The organism is Verrucomicrobiia bacterium (assembly GCA_026414565.1).
Lineage (GTDB): Bacteria > Verrucomicrobiota > Verrucomicrobiia > Limisphaerales > Fontisphaeraceae > Fontisphaera.
Map to the genome: position 1 here is coordinate 47,099 of JAOAIT010000052.1, position 18,601 is coordinate 65,699.

General features: G+C 60.4%; 11 protein-coding genes. 3 read left to right on the forward strand and 8 right to left on the reverse strand.

All coding sequences use genetic code 11. The annotated features are described in order from the left end of the window. Window positions 1-2: 2 nt before the first annotated feature. The 5 genes from N3J91_11915 to N3J91_11935 form a co-directional block, all read right to left on the reverse strand. Window positions 3-7,649 (reverse strand): lamin tail domain-containing protein, encoded by a 7,647-nt coding sequence (locus tag N3J91_11915; GenBank protein MCX8157130.1) that lies wholly within the window; start codon window positions 7,647-7,649, stop codon window positions 3-5. 158 nt (window positions 7,650-7,807) lie between these two features. After that, window positions 7,808-8,767, reverse strand: a complete 960-nt coding sequence (locus tag N3J91_11920; protein ID MCX8157131.1) for a hypothetical protein — start codon at window positions 8,765-8,767, stop codon at window positions 7,808-7,810. 12 nt (window positions 8,768-8,779) lie between these two features. Continuing rightward, window positions 8,780-9,778 (reverse strand): ROK family protein, encoded by a 999-nt coding sequence (locus tag N3J91_11925; GenBank protein MCX8157132.1) that lies wholly within the window; start codon window positions 9,776-9,778, stop codon window positions 8,780-8,782. Between the two features lie 29 nt (window positions 9,779-9,807). Then, on the reverse strand, window positions 9,808-10,623 hold the full coding sequence (locus tag N3J91_11930) for a thymidylate kinase (protein ID MCX8157133.1): 816 nt from the start codon (window positions 10,621-10,623) through the stop codon (window positions 9,808-9,810). Window positions 10,624-10,625: 2 nt separating this feature from the next. Next, window positions 10,626-11,324: a thymidylate kinase gene (locus tag N3J91_11935; protein ID MCX8157134.1), complete on the reverse strand. Its 699-nt coding sequence runs from the start codon at window positions 11,322-11,324 to the stop codon at window positions 10,626-10,628. A 234-nt stretch (window positions 11,325-11,558) separates the two neighbouring features. On the opposite strand from N3J91_11935, the gene N3J91_11940 reads away from it, so the two are divergent. Beyond that, window positions 11,559-11,939: a hypothetical protein gene (locus N3J91_11940; GenBank protein MCX8157135.1), complete on the forward strand. Its 381-nt coding sequence runs from the start codon at window positions 11,559-11,561 to the stop codon at window positions 11,937-11,939. 151 nt (window positions 11,940-12,090) lie between these two features. Next, a complete protein-coding gene (locus N3J91_11945) occupies window positions 12,091-12,276 on the forward strand; it encodes a hypothetical protein (protein MCX8157136.1) in 186 nt (61 codons plus the stop codon). Window positions 12,277-12,478: 202 nt separating this feature from the next. Here the strand turns inward: N3J91_11945 and N3J91_11950 are convergent, their stop codons facing one another. Further along, window positions 12,479-13,531: a sugar phosphate isomerase/epimerase gene (locus N3J91_11950; GenBank protein ID MCX8157137.1), complete on the reverse strand. Its 1,053-nt coding sequence runs from the start codon at window positions 13,529-13,531 to the stop codon at window positions 12,479-12,481. A 180-nt stretch (window positions 13,532-13,711) separates the two neighbouring features. Here N3J91_11950 and N3J91_11955 point away from each other — a divergent pair, with 180 nt between their 5' ends. Then, window positions 13,712-15,070 carry a trypsin-like peptidase domain-containing protein gene (locus N3J91_11955; protein ID MCX8157138.1) on the forward strand — a complete coding sequence of 453 codons (1,359 nt, stop codon included), beginning with the start codon at window positions 13,712-13,714 and terminating at the stop codon, window positions 15,068-15,070. 217 nt (window positions 15,071-15,287) lie between these two features. Here N3J91_11955 and hisC read toward each other — a convergent pair whose 3' ends face one another. Next, window positions 15,288-16,400, reverse strand: coding sequence for a histidinol-phosphate transaminase (gene hisC / locus N3J91_11960; GenBank protein MCX8157139.1), 1,113 nt, complete (start codon window positions 16,398-16,400; stop codon window positions 15,288-15,290). A gap of 26 nt (window positions 16,401-16,426) precedes the next feature. Continuing rightward, window positions 16,427-18,280: a thiamine pyrophosphate-binding protein gene (locus tag N3J91_11965; GenBank protein ID MCX8157140.1), complete on the reverse strand. Its 1,854-nt coding sequence runs from the start codon at window positions 18,278-18,280 to the stop codon at window positions 16,427-16,429. Window positions 18,281-18,601: the final 321 nt, after the last annotated feature.

Sequence of the window (18,601 nt, forward strand, 5' to 3'; positions counted from 1 at the left end):
GTTTAAGGGGACAAACGCACACGGTAAAACCGTTGTCCCCCCTCTCCCTGGGGCAATAAGTACTCCAAAGGACGATTGGTGGCCGCAATTATGGCCACGTTCGTCCAACCTGCCAAATCAGAGGAAGCCTCCACCACATAACGCAAACCCGGATTACCCTCCAAGGTCAGGCGGAATTGCCCTCCAGCCTCCAGTCGAGGGCGCGACAACACGGGCGGCGCCAGCAGGGTCACCCACGCAGGTGCAGTATCATAAGTGGCATTGGTAGTGCTTACCGTGACATGATAGGCCCCCGCATTTGTCGCCTGAAAATTAGCCAGCGTCAGCGTGGCATTGGTCATGCCGGGCAAAGGCTGGTTTTGGAAGTGCCACTGATAGAAACGCAAGGCTTGCAGGCCGGTCATGCCGACCGACAACACCACGTTGCTGCCGGGTTGCACCGCGCGGCTCAAAGGCACGTTGGTCAGCACATTCACAAACGCCCGCTCGCTGTTGGCCCGCCCGAGGACGCCCACTTGATTGGTAATAACCACATCGTAATACACGGCATTGGTGGCGTTTAAGTTGGTCAGCGTCAGCGTCGCCACATTGCTGTCCAAAGTCATCATGGCAACCGGAATGCCCACCCGCCGCCAAGTGTAGGTGATGGGCCACGTGCCGCTGGTTTCCACGCTCAAAGTAACGCTCTCCCCCGCGGCGCGTATGACTGCCGGCTCGGGCTGCCGGACAAAACTCACCCGATACATGACCTTGAAAAAAACCGGCGGCGTTTCATACGTCCATGAGCCATCCCGTATAACCACCGTGTACCATCCTTCGACCTCCGCCGTGACATTGGTCAGCCCCAACGTCCGCTGCGTGGCACCGGGAACGTCCACCCCATTGCGCCGCCATTGGAAGGTGTAATTGCCCAACCCGGAAACTGTCACCGTGAGATTGGTGGTGGTGCCATTGGTGACCGCCAACGGCATGGGCGGGATGACGTAGGTGATATACACCGGCTCACTCATGGCCAGCCCGGCCACATTGGCCACCGCGCAACGGAAACGATTGGCCAACAGGGCCGGCGGGTTGGTCAGCGTCAACACCGCCTCATTCGCGCCCGCCAACGGCTGATCATCCATAAACCACTGGAATCCCGCACCCGCCGAATTGGCCACACTGAGGCGGAAGACTGCCGCCTCACCCGCACTCACAAACGCCGGCCTCGGCTGGGCGGCAATGACCGGCCCCGCAAGCAGGCTGCCGGCCTGCCGGGGCTGCGTGCCCAGCAAAAACTCCTCGTAATTGCTGAAACCATCGCCGTCGGCATCTTGATCCGCATCGGCAGAATCAAATTTATTAAAGCCGTACTCGTCTTCATAAGCATCGGGCAGCCCGTCCTGGTCTATATCCGTCCCAAGGTAGGCCGGCACATTCGCCCGGCCCGGGGTGGGCGATAACCCCCGCCAGTTGACCGGTTCATTGGCATGACGCATGGGCCAGAACCGCTGAAGCGCCGCCCCGCCCCCCGCCGCCTCGGGAGGCCAGGGCAGATTCGGCGCATAAGTAACCCCTTCAACCAGCAGGTAAGGCACATAGCCCTGCAACGGTCCCGGCCCTTGCGGGGGATCAGGCCGCTGCAATTCCACGCGCTCGCCGGCATTATCCAGGCGTCCCCGCCACGGCCCAACAAGCGGCGTATTGCTCGGCAGGTTATACCGTGTCAGAAAAGTATTTCTGGCGGTGGCATCCCTTGCCGGGTCAAATCCCACCACCAGCAGGAAACCCCGGCGCGGCAGCACCGTGCCCTGCGGAAAATCAAAGTCCACCCCACCGCGCAGGCGCCAGGTGTTGGTGGGATAAGCCGGATCATATAGCGGCACATTGTTGGTGGAGAGGTTCAACAGTTCAATGTATTCCAATACCGCCGCTTCTTCCGCATTTGTGCCCCCCGTGGGCGGGGCATACATGATCTCATTCAACACCACCGGCCCCACCAGGGGAAGGGCATTGGGCAATCCCCCGCCCTGCCTGAACTCGGCCAGACTGACCGGGTTATCCCGCCCAAACGTGCGCCGCTGCAGGGGGACGTATTCGATGCCCACAGTAGTGTTGATGCGGCCGGCGGAAACACCGTTGGCCATCGGCCCCACTGCGGCAAACGTCCGCCGACCGGTAAGACGGCCCTCGCCATCGGCCTCCGACAGCCAAACCTCAGTGCCATAAACTGAACTTAAGGCAAAAGGTTTGGCGCCCGCGTTGAATTGATATTCGTAGAAGACCAAAAAGCCCTGGGGCGCCAGCACACTGCCCTGGGGCAGGCGATATTTCCGCAGGTCATGTTCCTGATCGCTCAGGTACCACCCGCTCACATCCACCGGCGCGTTGACCAGGTTGATCAGCTCCACCGCATCCTCCAGCGGGGCATCCGTATGCGTGAGCACCTCATTAATGGCCACCGTGGTCAGGGGCAGGTAATTCGGGCGGCCGGGGGTTGGCGAGGCCGGAAATCGAGTGATGACATTGCCCCCATCGGGCAGGCGCCCCTCCGCCACGTTCGGCAGTTGCTCCCCAAACGCAACTGTATCAATCGTGCGCCCGTCCGCTGTCCGCAGTTGCAGATTCTCGCCCAGGGCGCTCAGCGCAAACGGCAAATGGTTGGCACCCCGCGAACGGCTGCCGCTGGCGTAAAACAAGGTTTGTCGCCCCGGCCCAATGAAACTTAGCGGCGGCAACGCTTGTTGGTTGGGCCACACCAAAGCCGGCGAATCCGCAAAGACCAGCCCGCCCAGAGCCACCGGCCGCGCATCCAGGTTGTGCAATTCCACCCAATCATCGCCGCTGTCGGGATTGGCCATCCATTCATTGATGCGCAGGTTCAGGGGATCTCCCAGCAACGCCGGCGCGGCGTTGGACTGCCCGGGAGTGGGCGCCGCCAGCAACCGCCACTCCCCATTATGCAGCCCAATGCTGAAGTCCGCTGCCTGAGGCCCAAAACTCACTGAATCCACCAACAACCCCTGCGCGTTGAACAAGCAGACCTCCTCGCCCTCCCCGGAAAGCCCGAAGCCCGTGTTAAGATAGGGGCCGGCGTTGGTGGTGGCCGGACGCTCACTATCACACCAGACCACCAGGAAACCTCCCGCAGGCAGGGTGGTATTGGTCGGGAATACCCACTTGTCAGGCACGTCGCGCCGATCGCTCAACCGCATGCCCCCCAAATTCACCGTCACACCCAGGGGGTTGTATAACTCAATAAAGTCAGCCCGGCGGAACATGGCATTGGTCACGGACCCGTAATTAATCGCCAAGATTTCATTCAACCGCGGCCCGCTGTTGGTCATCTGGTAATTCGGCGCGCCGGGCGTCGGCGACAGCGGGAAATACACCAAATTGCTGCTGGCATCCGGAAGACGCCCCATCGAAACCCCCTCCGTCTGCCGGCCATAGCTGACGCGCTGAATTAAGTTGCCAGCGCTGTCATGCAAGGCAATTGCCCCGCCACCGGCGGCCAGTTTGAAATTGAGGTGTTCCGGCCCGGCCGTCTCATCGGCAAACAATCGAAGGTAACCGCCCGCTGGAATGAATGACAACGCATTGTAGCGGTATATGGTGGCGCCGTGCTCAAAATAAACCCCCTGCAAACCAACCGGCAGGGACGCCGGATTGTAGATCTCCAGCCAGTCCTCGCTGCCAGGCGGGGAATTCGCCATCCATTCATTGAGCACCAATTGCCCGGCCGAAGCCAGCGGCGCAGCCTGGTTGGGGGCGCGTGGTGTGGGGCGGTTGAGCACCCATTGGCCACTGACGATGCCGATGGAATAGTCGTCCAGTTGCAGCCCGAAGCCCATCGCATCCACCAGATTGGTTCGTGCATCATAGAGGTAAAGACGGTCCCCGCCCCGGTTGAGAGCAAAGCCGGTGTGCAAGCCGGGCGCCGTGTAATTGGTATCGCAGAAAACCAGCAAATAGCCGCCCCCCTCGATGGTGGTCCCGGCCGGAAAAACAAACTTCCGCGGATTGCTGTTATCGCTCAGGCTCCAGCCGGCGAGATTGACGGCACTCATGCCGCTATTATGCAACTCCACCCAGTCGGGCATCGTACCCCCGTTGGTGAGGGTGGTCAGGTTGGCGGCCATGATTTCGTTCAAGCGAATGGGCGCCGGCGGCGTCGCGGATGCGGTGGTGACCACCCCGGGCGTGCCCCCCCATGCCGCACTGCTCCTCCAGTTGGCCGGCTCATCAGGATCCCCCTCGCGCCGGACATACTCCAGAGAATATCCATAGCCATCCGGCTCTCTGGGCCAGCCATTTTCATCATCATAGGTCACCCAAAAGATATTGCCCTCCGGCACAAAGCGTTTATCCACAATGCCCAGCCGCTGCCCACCGTTGGATAAATTGCCACCAAAATAACCGTCCACCTTCACCCCGGGATAGCGCGCCGCAAAGGCATTGCTGCTCAGCCCCGATGCCACCAGGAAAACCTCCCCCGGCGCCAATACCCGGCCCACCGGGAAGGTGTAATTGACGCCCGCCAATCCGAAATAACTCAAGTCCACGGGCACGCCCCCGGCATTATAGATTTCAATAAACTCATAAGCATCACCCCCCGGCGGGTTGTACATGATCTCGGTGATTTGCAGCGGCGTCCCCAGTTGCTCCATGAGAAAGGCGGCCTCATTAAGGGCGCTCCAACTGGTGCCAACCAGGTGCCGCGCCTTGACCACCGTCGAGCTGTTCAAGATAACCGGTCCGGTGTACAGCCGGGCCGTAGGCTCAATGGCCCCCGTGCCATACACGCGCGGATCCAGACCATTGGTGGTGTAATAAACCGCGCCGCCCCCCGCGTTGTTGGTGATGACCAGCGCAAATCCCTGCGGCACTCGTCCCCCATGTTGATTGAAGGACGGCGCGGCATTGGTGGGATACAAACCCGCACTGCGCATCTGGCTCAAAAACACACTCTGGCGCTGGGGAAAATAGGATTGAATCAGCCGGTTCACCTCCGGCAGCCAGTAATCATCCCGCGTATAGAGATAATACGGACCCGTTTGATATTGATGCACATCGCGGCGGTAATCCCCCCAACGGGCCGACTCCGCAATGATGGGCAGATGCAAAATGGAGGTCCACCGCTGCCAGCGCGCAATGTTGTTCTCAATGCTAAGCGCGCCGTTGTTGAACAAATGCTTGTGCGTGCGATCGGCAAACAACAGCCGGTATTCCGCGTTCAATATGAGATTGGTGTGCAGGTTGGACGGCAAATCCGTGCTCGTCACCCGGTTGTGGTTGACATCCACGATCAGTTGCTCGCCGTCCCACGTAACGTATTTGAAGCGCCCGTCCGCCGCGCGTTTGCGCACCGCGTTCCAGTTGCCATCGCGCCCCCAGTCCTGATTCGCCCCGTAAAAATTGAGCAGCATGTAATCCACAAAATGCACCATGTCCAGCCGCTGGGTCAGGGCATTGTAGTTGGCCAGATTGGTGATGGCCGGACTGGTCCCCAGCGCCACCATCGCATTATAGGCCGTCATGTCGCCATCAATCGCCTCCGTGGGTTTGGAAACAATCGCATCGTATTCCTCCGGCGCGCCGCCCAGGTAGTTCGCCGCAAAATTGGCATCCACCCGCTCCCCAAATTCATAGACCCCCCAGTACAAACCGTTCAAATACAGATGGAAAAAGCGCGAGTGCCCGGACAACATGCCCATGTCCCGCGCGGTTTCCTTGACCCACGCATCCCGGATTCGGGTCCCCCGCAGGCGCTGGTTGGGATCCCAATGCACCCAGGAATTGTTGAAATCAGCCCGCAGCACCAGGGTGTCAAACCGCTGCACCGGCGAGTCCTCAAACACCGGATATTCCAAATCCCCTGCCCCATACTTGCCCCGGAAAAGAAGCCGGAAGGGATGCTTCGGCGTCTTTTGCGGCGTGCGCGAGGCATTGCCTTGTATGCGTATGCCGCAATCCACCTGAAAAGCCGTGGCGCCATTCGTCAAAATGAACTCCGCCGAGCAGGGCCGCTCCCACAAATACCGCTGATCCGCCGGCGGTTCCGGGTGCGTGTAAATCCCGTTCACCGACCCAAACAGATCATCCACACTCAGGGTGATGGACAATATCGGCAGCGCCCGCAGCGCATTGGTCATCTGCGCCGCATACGCCGGGTGGTTCACCACCTCGGGATCCATCTCATAATCGGACGGATACCCCGTCCACACCGTGCTGCCCACCGGATAACCCGCCGGATCATTCGGCTGCCGCAACACCTGCCCCGGAAAAATATACGTGTGCGAAACCACCTTGGAGGGCAGCAAATTGGGATAAGTCGCCAGCACCCGCAACACCGTGGTGTTGGTGATGCGCAATGGCCCGGTGTACAACGTGCCATAACTCGGCGTGGGCGCGCTGCCGTCAGTGGTGTAACGCAACGTGGCCCCCGGCAACGGATGAGTCAAAACCAGCGTGAACGGCTGCTCAAACAATCCCCGCGCCACACTCACATGCGCCACCGGCGTCACCCCCGTCAAGGGACTGTCGGGATTGGGCGCCCCCGGCGTGGGCGAGGCGTAATACTTCCATTGCCCTCCGGGACTCAACCCATAAGAGTAATCATTCCGCTGCTCCGGAAACTGCGGCCGAAATTCCGTGACCACCTCCCGCGGCGACTCGGCATTGTACAGGCCCAGATAATCGCCGTTGAGATTCAGCCGAAAATTGGTGTGCAGCCGCAAACCGGTCTTGCGATCCTTCCCCGACGCATGCACCACCAGATATTGGCCCGGCTGCAATACCACCGCCGGAAACACCCAACGCCCGGGATCATTCGCATTGTCCGTTAACGACATCCCGCCCAAATTCACCGGCGCGCTGCCGTAATTGTACAACTCGATCCAGTCGGTCAATTCGCCATCCTCGTCCTTGTAACCCGTCGCGCTCTCATTCCCTGCCAGAAACTCGTTGATCCGCACCGTCGGCAGGCCCAGTTGCGGATTCAAAGTCACCGTCCACCCTTCACCCACAAAGGCATTGGGCGCCGCAGCAAAATCCACAATCCCATGATTTGTCTGCCAGGCCAGATACACCGTGCCCGTTGCCGGCTGGCTGAAACTGAAACGATACTGCCCCGGCGCCAGCAACGTAAGCTGGCCGGCCGGCGTCCCATTGACCAGCAAACTGCCTGCCCGCACCCCGGCCACCGGCTCACTGAACACCACCTCCACCTGCGTCAGCTTCCGCACCACCGCCCCCGCCGGCGGCGTCACCGAAACCAGGCGGGGCGCCTCCACATCCACGTAATGGTAAGTCCACCGCGCAGAAGGCGCGTCTTCCACAAAACGATTGGGGGGCTCGGCCAGATCCCGAATATCATGCCCGGCATCCCACGTCATCTGCACCTCCCCATAATTCAGGCGGTCAAACAAAAACAAATACCCGCCATTGGTGAAAATGACCGTGTGCGCCGGCATCCCGTTGGCCAGCAAATCCTCCGCCAGCACATTGGTCACCGGCTCGCTGAAGGCCACCCACACCTGGCTGAGATTGGTGGCTACCCCCGGCGGAGGTTGCATGTCCACAAGCTGCGGCGGGGTGGTATCACCCTGCGCCCATAACGCCAATCCGGTCACCAGACCGGCCCACAAACACACTATTTTACGACTCATCTTCTCATCCCAAATACACCGGGGCACTTTGCCGGTGCGTGCAGTATTCGGACTTTATCACACCCCCCCACCCCTTTCGAGAAGATTGTTGCGCAAACACGAAAAAAACAGGTGCCGGCGCTTGGACTATAACGCGGTAAAGAGCGTCCCCACGGCCTTTACATGCTCAATAGAGCGCCGAAGCGGGGGCCGCGGGTGCTGAGGCAGAGTTCGGCAAAACCCAAAAGCTGCATAACCTCGGCAAAAATGGCGGTGCCCATGAGAATGACATCGGCCCGGTTGGGCGGCAGGCCGGCAATTTGGCGGCGCCGGGCCAGGGGCAGGCTCCACAGATGATCGCGCCATTGCCGTACTTTGTCCGCCGGCAACCGCAGGTTTTCAAGCTGTTCGCGCTCAAACCCCGTCATCCCCAGCTCCATGCGCCCCAGTATGGTGGCGGTGCCGCCAATGCCCACCCATTGGCAGCCGGCAGGCAGGTGCGGTTGAAGCGCCGGCAATACGGCAGAACTCAAAAAGGCATGCAGCCGCTGGCAACATTCCTGTTTTTCAGCCGGCGCAGGCGGATCGCTCAAATGCGTTTTTTCCAGCCAGCGGACGCATCCCAAGGGGTAGCTCGCCTGAAACCGGGCATGGCCCCCCGCGCCCACGATGAACTGAGCGCTGCCGCCGCCCAGATCCATCAGCAACAAATCCTGACCGGCAAAGGCCGGGTGCGATAACACGCCCAAAAAGGCCCATTCCGCCTCCGTCTCGGCCGGAATGATTTCCAAACCAAGGCCGGTGGCGCTCTTGAGGGCATCCACCAGTTCGTTGCGGTTGGCGGCTTCGCGGGCCGCGCTGGTGGCGTAAACACGCACGGCCTCGGCGCCAAGCGCACGGGCCTGGCGGACGAAGTCGGCCACACCCTCAACCGTCCGCGCTATGGCGTGCGGTTGCAGGAGATGCTGGCGAAAAAGTCCCTCGCCGAGGCGGGTCTGATGGCTGCCCTCCATCACGGGATTGACCACCCCGTTTTGAATATCGGCCACCAGCAATTTGACCGAATTGGTGCCGACATCAATGACCGCCCGGCGACAGCCGGCTGAAGACGGCGGAGGACTGGCGGCAGCAAGCTCCACAAGGCGGCTGACTCAGTTCTTGCCCTGCGCCTTGAGCATGCGACGGGCCAGCACGGCCCCGCCGGTAATGCCCGCCTCATCGCCCAGTTTCGAGGCAATAATTTCAATGCCTTTGGCCGTCCCGGGCATGGCGTAATCTTGCGCCGTCTCGATGATGATGGCCATCATCTCGTCTTCCAGGGCATCCAGCACACCGCCCCCCAGCACGATAACTTCCGGATTGATGATGTTGATCAGATTGCCCACCGCAATGCCGATGTATTCGGCCGCCTCCTCCACGACCTTCTCCACAAATTTATCGCCGCGGCGGATGGCCTTGCGCAAATCACCGCTGCGCAGATCGTCCAGACTGGCTCCCAGCATGTCGGTAAGCACAGTCTTCTGCCCCTCTTTCACAGCAGTCTGAATGCGGCGAAAGATGGCTGTACGACTGGCCAGCGCCTCGAAACATCCTTTATTGCCGCAGCCGCATTTGGGGCCATTGACCTCCAGCACCATGTGGCCCACTTCGCCGGCGGTGAGGTTGTAACCGCTGAACAGCTTGCCGTCGATGATCAAACCACCCCCAATACCCGTCCCCACGAAAATGCCAATCACGTGTTTGGGTTTGGCGTTAAGCTCGGCCTCATACACGCCCAGCGTGCATACGTTGCAGTCGTTTTCAACGAAAGTAGGCACATCCAGCCGTTTCTCCAATTCCTTCTTCAGAGCTATATTCTCCCACCCGGGCATGTTGGGGGAAAAAATGACCTTGCCCGCTTCGGGATCAATCGAACCGGGCGCACCCACACCCACACCCCGCACTTGTTTGAGCTCCAGATCACACTCATCCACCGCGTCCTGCACGCAACGCGCAATCCGGTCAATCACCGCGTCTGGCCCGCGATTGGCCTTGGTGCTCAATTTGGCCGTGCCCATCAATTTAAGGGACGTGGTGAAAACCCCGGCCAGAATCTTCGTGCCGCCGAGGTCCACGCCCACCAGATATTCTTGTTTTGCCGGTTCGCTCATGCGCCGAGGAGGACTAAAGTGTTGTTGCCTCAGGACGCCCCTGCCGCCGTCTTCTGCAGGCTCTTGCCCGCCAGCACTTCCTCAATGCGGCGGCGCAGCTCCCGGTTGATTTGCTCGGGCGGCAGGTTGCCGTCAACGATGGTAAAGCCGTAGATGCGCTGCAGTAGGAGAAATTTTTCCGAGATGAGCGACTGGTACTTCAAGAAACTGTCAAACATGTCCCGGCTCAGCCCCAAATCCATGCCGCTCTCCCAATAGTCCAAATGGTAGTTCTTGGCAAAGTTGCGCTGCACCAGAATCTCCGGCGAAACATTCAGATAAAAGACCGCGTCCGGAATGGGCGCAATGCCATAGAGGTTCTTCAGCCATTCCTCCTCCAGCCCCCGCACCAGATCACGCGCCATGAGCGTGTAAATATATCTATCGGCCAGCACAATGAACCCGGCCGTCAACGCCGGAATGATGGTGTTCTCCAACTGATCGGCAAAGTCCGTGGCGTAAAACAGACTGAACGTGCGGCGGCTGAGAATGTTGCCGCGCTGGGCCTGCTCCAGTTCATCACGCACCAGCTCGGAACGTTTCAACCCCACCTGCACCGTCGCGTGACCGCTGCCCTCAAGCCACTCCACCAACAGCCGGATTTGCGTGGAACGGCCGGAACCATCTGCGCCCTCGACCACAATCAATCGGCCTTGCAGATGCGAAGAATCCACATTCGGCAGGCCATGGCCATAGAAGGAGCGCGGCCGCGGCTTGGGCACAACGATGTCCGGCACCGTTACGGAGGGAGGCCTCGTCGCAGCGGACGATCGGGGCGGACGTTTGCTGGAATTGCGGGCAGGCATGGTCAAACGGAAATGTGCACCGCGCTTTCGCGCGCGAAGGATTTCAAATCAATCCGGGCCGCCACCAGTTGGCGCACCAGCGATTGCTGGGCCTCGATGGGCTGGTTGGCATCAATGACGGTAAATTTGAATTCAGTGCTCATCGCCAGGTAACGCTCAAGGAGCCGCCCCTGGAAAATGCGGAAACTCTCATAAGGATCCGATGACAGCCGCATATCCATCCCCGCTTCAAAGTATTTGAGCTGCGGACGGCCGCTGAGGATCCGATTCAGGGACACCTCCAGGTTGGCCCGAAAGAAAAAGGTGATGTCCGGCAGGTTGGCAAAGCTGTAAATGCCGCGCACCCAGTCCATCGGGCACCCCCGCACCGTGTCCCGGGCAAAAGCCGTGAAAATGTAGCGGTCACAAAGCACCAGATATCCGGCCCGCAACAGCGGCACCAGATGCCGCTCATAACGATCGGCAAAATCGGTGGCGTGGATGAGACTGAAGGTGGTGGGCGTCAGCAGCTCGCGCTTTTTCCCCTTGCTCGTGGCCGATTTCACCAGCTCGGAGGAGTTCCATTCGCTGAAAAAGACCTTCAATCCCTGCACCTCCAGCCACCGTTTGAGCAAATAAATCTGGGTGGATTTCCCGGAGCCGTCCAGGCCCTCAACGGCAATCAATCTTCCAGGGAAACCAAGTTCCGCAAAGGTCTTCATCGTGCCACCGCCAGCGTAATGGAAATCCCGCCGCTGACAACTTTTTTCTCCGCGCAGAAGATGCCCGCCCGGCCGTTGCCGGCCCTGACAAACGATGGCTGGCGGCTGGGGGCTGCGCCGCCGCCCCTCATGGCACATTCAAAGTGAAGAAAGCCTTGCGTTGCAGCGTCCACTTTCTAAAGCTGCGTGCAGCGGGCTGCGTTAACCAGTCCGTCCGGCGCGCGCCACACACACATGTATTTTTGGCAAAAATATCGTTATGCCTGGCTGTTCCTGGCGATGCTGGTCTTTTGCAGCATCATGATCGTCCGCCAATACCACTTGAACGAAGACCGCCGGGTGGAATTGCGCGAAGCCTTCATCCTCCTCCATTCCCGCGGCTACACCAATGAAGCCCAGCGTCTGTTTGGCCGGTTGATTGACAACGTGCCACGCCTGACCGACCGCCAGTTGGTGGACGATTTCCAACGAACCATGAACCTGGTGGACCCCTCCATACCCAATGAAAACAATCTCATCTGGAAATACCACTGGACGGTGAGCAACGAAATGGAAAAGCGCAGCGAGGCCACCTTGCGCCGGGCACTGAAACTGGCCCGCGAACTGGGCAAATAGCGGCCCCAGAAACACTCCCCCACCTCCTGCTTCTTCCGGCCAGGCGCGCGGCCACGAGTGCCCCGCATACCACCTCAAACCGAACCCGGCCCCCCTCTCCCATCATGAACGGTTTTGGGTGGGGGAAGCAGCCGGTATCAACCTCTTTGGCATGGCTTATGCTTCACCCCCAGCCATGGATGCGATGAACATGCGCCTGGCTGGAGATGGAGCCATGAAAAAGATGCTTCGCTTTGTCAATTGGTGGCTGGTGACCGCAAGTTTTGTGGTCTTCGCCACGCTGGAAGTGGTCTGTGTGTACTACCTGATGCTGTACCTGGGGTACATCCCCAAGTAACGCTCCCCCAACCCTTTGCTTATGCGGTGTTCGCCTGCTGTGCTGACCACCCAAAGCAGGCGGGCGCCACCCGGTAGGTGGAGCCGCATAAGTTCCTCCAAAATTTGGACAGTTGGCCCGGCTGACTGTCCAAATTTTTTGCCCAAATCCAGCCCCCCCCAATGTCCTGCCTTGAGACACCGCCCCACCCCACCCGCCCGGCTCAGCCTTTGCGGCCCAGAATCCGATCCAGCGCATCGCTGGTGTGGTAAATCAACGCCTCGGGATAATGCTGGTAGGGGTGGAAATACTCGAATGTCAGATAGCCCGTATAATTGACCTTCTTCAGGGCCTCCATGACCGCCGGCCAGTTGGTCGTGCCGTCCAACAAGGGACGGAAGGTTTCCAGGGAATGATCCGTGGACTTCTTGCTGAATTCCTTGAAGTGCGTATTGCGGATCCGGTGTCCCAGGATGGGAATCCAGTGCTCCGGAAATTGATACTGCATGATGTTGCCCGTGTCGAAATGCACCCGGACATGCTCGGATTGGAAGGAATCCACAAACTGATTCATTTCAAAGGGCGACAGCAAATACCCATTGAAAAAGATGTTTTCGATGTTGAGGTAAACCCCCAGTTTCTCGGCCGTTTTCAGCAGTTGTCCCACCGCCTGCCGGGCTCTTTGATCACACAGATCATTGGGCACCGGCTCGTGATCCGTGCGCCACGGTATGTGAACCGCCCCCGGCACCACCAGCACATTTTCAACCCCCAAGTCATGCGCAGCCATGGCAATGAGCTGCGCCAGCTCCAGACCCCGAGCCCGCTTCGCCGGGTCATTGCTGGTCAACGGATACGGCCAGAACAAAAAACTGCACAAGCCGCTGATGGCAATCCCTATTTGCTCAGCCATCTTGCGAATCGCCGCATACTCCTTGGAACCCGCCTTCGGGGACAGGTCATTCTCCAAATCGTAATTCAGTTCCACAGCGTCAAACCCGGCGTCCTTGGCAAGCTGCAGGCACTGCCGGAGATTCATCTTCTCCGGATAGGGAAAAGCCCACAGATTGATGGACTTTTTCATGTTGTACAAGGTGGGTGAGGCGCGCAGCGGATTGGCCGCCGGGCCGGGCTGCGCCCCGCCGGGACTCGCAGCCGCCGCCATCATCGCCGCCGTGGCCGTCAGGGTGGTTTGCAAAGCCGAGCGGCGGCTCACCGGCCGGCTCTCATATTCGGCCGCCTTGTGCACGGTGGCATCCGGCCAACAGGGTGTCATCGGGGATTTCATGACGCCCAAGGTAGAGGACATACGGCGGCTTTTCAAGATTCAAGCTGCCTCACCCGCAATTCCATAAAGAGCCAAGACCCGTCGCCCGGTGGTGCCCCTGCCCGGTGGCATCCCGCACCAGACAACTGCGGGCTGGCTTTGGGCCTCCAAGCAGGGTAAGTTGCCCACATGCAACCTGCAGGTTGGAAATCCGTCGTCTGCCTGGTCACGGGTTTGATGCTTTTGCCCCTGTACGCCGCCGAGGAGGTGGACGTGCGGCGGGATGCCACCGTGGTGGCCATCGAAAAAGTCATGCCCGCCGTGGTGAACATTGCCACCGAAACCGTCGTGCCCACCCGCCATCCCCTGGAGGAGCTGCTGCGCGAGTTCTATGACCCCTATTATCGGCGCATGCCCCAGCGCCAATACAGCCTTGGCTCGGGCGTCGTGATTGATGAAGAGGGGTATGTGCTCACCAACGACCACGTCGTGCGCCGCGCCAGCCGCATCATGGTGCGGTTTGCCGACAACCGCGAGTTTGAATGCGACCGCGTCGTCACCTCCACCAAAAGTGACGTGGCCCTCTTAAAAATCCGCTGCAAACCGGGTGAGCGTTTTGCTGCCGTTCGTTTTGCCGCCGATGACGATTTGTTGCTGGGCGAGACGGTGATTGCCCTGGGCAACCCATTTGGCTTGGGCGGCTCGGTGAGCCGGGGCATTCTTAGCTCCAAAAACCGGCGCCCACTGACCGGCAATGAACCCATGGACGTCGCCGACTGGCTGCAAACCGATGCCGCCATCAATCCCGGCAACAGCGGCGGGCCGCTCATCAACCTGCGGGGCGAATTAATCGGCATCAATGTGGCCGTCTATCGCGAAGGCCAGGGCATCGGTTTCGCCATCCCCATCAAAATGGTCTCCGAGGCCCTGGCGGAAAGTTTTACCCCGGAAAATTTGAAAGGCCTCTGGTTCGGGGCCCGCGTCAAACCCGGGGCTTTTCCCCTGGCCGTCACCAACCTCATGGAAGGCAGCCCCGCCGCCAGGGCCGGCTTGAAGGAAGGCGATCAGATTCTCGCTGTGGATGGCCAGCCCGTGCACAGCTTCATCGAGTTCAACCGTCTGCTCCTGCGTTCGGGGGAGGATCGGGACATCCCCTTGCGAATCAAGCGGGACCGCACGGAAACCACCCTCCGGGTGCGTCTGGTGCCCGAAAAAAGCTTCTTCAACGAAAAATTGATCGAACGCCGCCTCGGCGCGACCCTCCAGGAAATGACCCCTGAACTGGCCGACCGCTGGGGCCTCCCCCACGGCAGCGGCCTGTGGGTGGCCGCCGTGGAAAAAGACGGTCCGGCCGAACGGGCGGGTTTGGAACGGGGCATGATTCTCCTGGCCGTGGAAGAGGAAGCGGCCACCGATGTGGTCACTACGGCCAAAATGATTCACTCCCGCAAAGCGGGTGACGCCCTGAATCTCCAGGTGCTCGTCCCCCGGCGCCGCGGCTCGTTCTTGACCATCCAGCAGGCGGTGGTCAAGGTCAAGTTGCGCTAGCCTCTGCCCTCCTCCCCCGGCAGAGGCTCATGGGCGGCGCGCCCCGTCACTTGCGCGTAAGCACGGCAAAAGGGACAGGTGCCGCTCTCCACGTTTTTCACCAGTTTGTACGCCCAGCCCTGCTGTTTCCGCCGGGCCTGCCGGCACACCGGGCAACGCAGGCAAACCTGCGCCATCCATCGCTTGAGCCGGCCTGGATCGGGCGCCGCCACAGCCATCAGGGTTGCGTGGAGCAGGGCCGGATTTCCTCCAGCGCCTCGCGCAGCGCCGCCACACAACGACGATTCTCCGCCGGTGTGCCAATCGAAATCCGCAGCCACTCCGGCAAACGATAGCCGCCCATCGGACGTGTAATGACCCCCCGCCGTTGCATGGCCTCGAATACTCGCTGCCCCTCCCCCACTTGCACCAGTACAAAATTTGCGGCCGAGGGAATGTATTTCAGCCCCATTTTCTCCAAGACCTCCCCGTAATAGGCCAGCCCCTGCCGGTTGACCCGCCGGGTCCGTTCCACGTGCCGGGTGTCGTCCAACGCGGCCAGTGCCGCTGCCTGCGCCACGCTGTTGATGTTGAACGGCTGGCGAATTTTCTCCAGGGCCGCCACTATCTCCGGATGGCCCAGCCCGTAGCCCAGCCGGAGCCCGGCCAGGCCGTAGATTTTGGAGAAAGTCCGCATGAGCATCAGGTTGCGCTGCTTGCCCGCCCGCAGAACTGGCAGAAAATCAGCCGGATCCTCGAGAAACTCAATGTAGGCCTCGTCCAACACCACCATCACCTGCTCGGGCGCCTCCCGCACCAGTTGTTGCAGCGCGCGATTGGAAGCCCGCGTGCCAGTGGGGTTATTGGGGTTGGCAATGAACAGGACCCGCGTGCGCGGCGTGATCGCCCGCAGCATGGCCGGCAAATCGTGGCCGTAATTTTTGGCCGGCACCTCCACCACCGTGCCCCCAAACATCTTGGTGATGATGGGGTAGATGGCGAAACAATACTGGCTCACGACCACCTCCGCCCCCGGCTCCACCAGCGCATGGCCCAGAAACTCAATGATCTCATTCGAACCATTGCCCAGAATGATATGCTGGGGCGTCAGACCCAGTTTGGCCGCCAGCTTTTGCTTGAGGTAATACGCATTGCCATCCGGGTAAAGGTTCACCTGCGGCACGGCTTTGGCCATGGCCCGCAGGGCCTTGGGGGACGGCCCCAGCGGATTCTCATTCGAGGCCAGCTTGATGATGTCCTCCGCCGGTAACCCCAGTTCCCGCGCCACCTCTTCAATCGGGCGGCCCGGCTGATAAACCGGCAGGTCCTTTAGTGCAGCATTGAGCTTCATGTGTTCTAGATGCAAATAATCGCCCTTCAGATGATCATGTCCGCCACCGTCCGCCCCGCCGGAATGAACGGCAACACGTGCTCGGTATAGGGCACGATGATGTCCAGCACATACGGCTCCTTGGCGGCCAGCATCCGCTCCACCGCGCCCCGCAAATCTTTGCGGTACATCACCCGCTCGCAGGGAACGTTGAAACCTTTGCAAATGGTCACCCAGTCCGGGTAAATGGCCTCACGCTTCTCCGGGTCCCCCAGATAGGTGTGGCCGCGATTGCCCTGATAGAAACGATCCTCCCACTGCACCACCATGCCCAGGTGCTGGTTGTTCAGAATGATGGCCTTGGCGGGAATCTTCTCAATGTGCGCCGTGGCCAGCTCCTGCACGTTCATCAGGAACGAGCCATCGCCATCAATATCAATCACCTCCTTGTCCGGGCACGCCACCTTCACCCCCAACGCCGCCGGGTAGCCGAAGCCCATGGCCCCCAATCCGCCGCTGGTGATGAACTGCCGCGGCCGCGTGTATTTGTACCACTGGCCGGCCCACATCTGATGCTGCCCCACCCCGGTGGTGATGATGGCGTCCCCGCCGGTCAGCTCATACAGCACTTCGATGACATGCTGCTGCAAAATCACTTCCTTCTCCTGTCCCTGCATGTGATCCCGCATGTGATCGGAACGCAGGACTTCCTCCGTAATCTGATAACGGAACGGGGCCTTCTCCTTCCACCGGGCAATCTGCTGATGCCAGGCATCAAATCGCTTGCGGATGCCCCGCCGCTTGATCATCGCCACCAGCCGCCCCAGGGCGGCCTTGATGTCACATTGCAGCGCCAGATGCACCTTCCGATTCTTGTTGTGCTCACTGGCGTCAATGTCAATGTGCACAATCGTGCCATGCTCGCAGAACTTGTCGAACTTCCCGGTCACGCGATCATCAAAACGCGCGGCCAACGCCAGCAGCAAATCCGCCCCCGGCGCCACCGTGACCACCTGCTCCGTGCCGTCCGCCCGCTTCTCCTTGCGCTGCTCCCCATTCACCGCCCAGTTGGCATAGGCGGCCCCATGCATCCCCAGCCACCGCAACGACAGCGGATGCGTCTCCGGAAATCCGCCAATCCCCATCAGCGTGGTGGTGACGGGAATCTGGGTCAGCTCCGCAAACTCCAGCAATTCCTTGTGGGCGTGGGCGGTAATAATCCCGCCACCGCAATAAATCACCGGCCGCTCCGCCTTCTCAATCAGCCCGATGATCTCGTTCAACGCCACTTCATCCGGCTCCGGCGGCGGCGGGTATCCGGGCAGGTTCACCTCGGTCGGCCACACCGGCTGGGTTTTGGCCTGCTGGATGTTCTTGGGAAAGTCAATGACCACCGGGCCGGGCCGGCCGGTGGTGGCGATATGGAAGGCCTCCTTGACGATCCGCGGCACATCGGCAATGTCCGTGATCAGATAGCTGTGCTTGACGATGGGCAGGGTCATCCCAAACACGTCCGTCTCCTGGAAGGCGCCCCGGCCAATCATCGAGGTCACCACCTGGCCGGTAATGCAAATCAACGGCACACTGTCCATGTACGCATCCGCTATGGCGGTCACCAAGTTGGTCGCGCCCGGCCCGCTGGTGGTCATGCACACGCCCGCCTTGCCCGTCGCCCGCGCATATCCGCTGGCGGCAAAGGAGCCCCCCTGCTCATGCCGCGGCAGAATGGTGCGAATCTGCTTCGACCGGGTCAGCGCCTGATGCAACTCCATGCTGGCGCCGCCGGGATAGGCAAAAATCACCTCCACCCCTTCACGCTCCAGGGCTTCCACGAAAATCTCGCTGCCCTGCATTAACCGTCCCACCTCCGCGCGCTTGCGTGCCGGAGCCTTCTTGCGCATGGTCGCTGCTGCTGTCGTTTTGCTGCTCATGTTGTGTTTTTGGGTTTGTTGGCCCGGGGTCGCGGGCTAACAAAAAACCCACGACCGACTGGGCCGTGGGTTCTTGTCGAAAATCATGCTCCCTAGCTTCGACAAGCGCACACGGCGCCGCCGTTTACGGCGACTACCAGCAGTACGTCGTGCCGAAGCATATTCATAAACACGCCGTGAACATAAGACGCCCCCGCCATGGCGTCAAGCGAAAGTTTTTGCGGCCCGGGTACTACGGGGTGAACCCTGCCCGCCCCGGGGTCTGGCTCAAACTAATGCGCTCCCGCCACA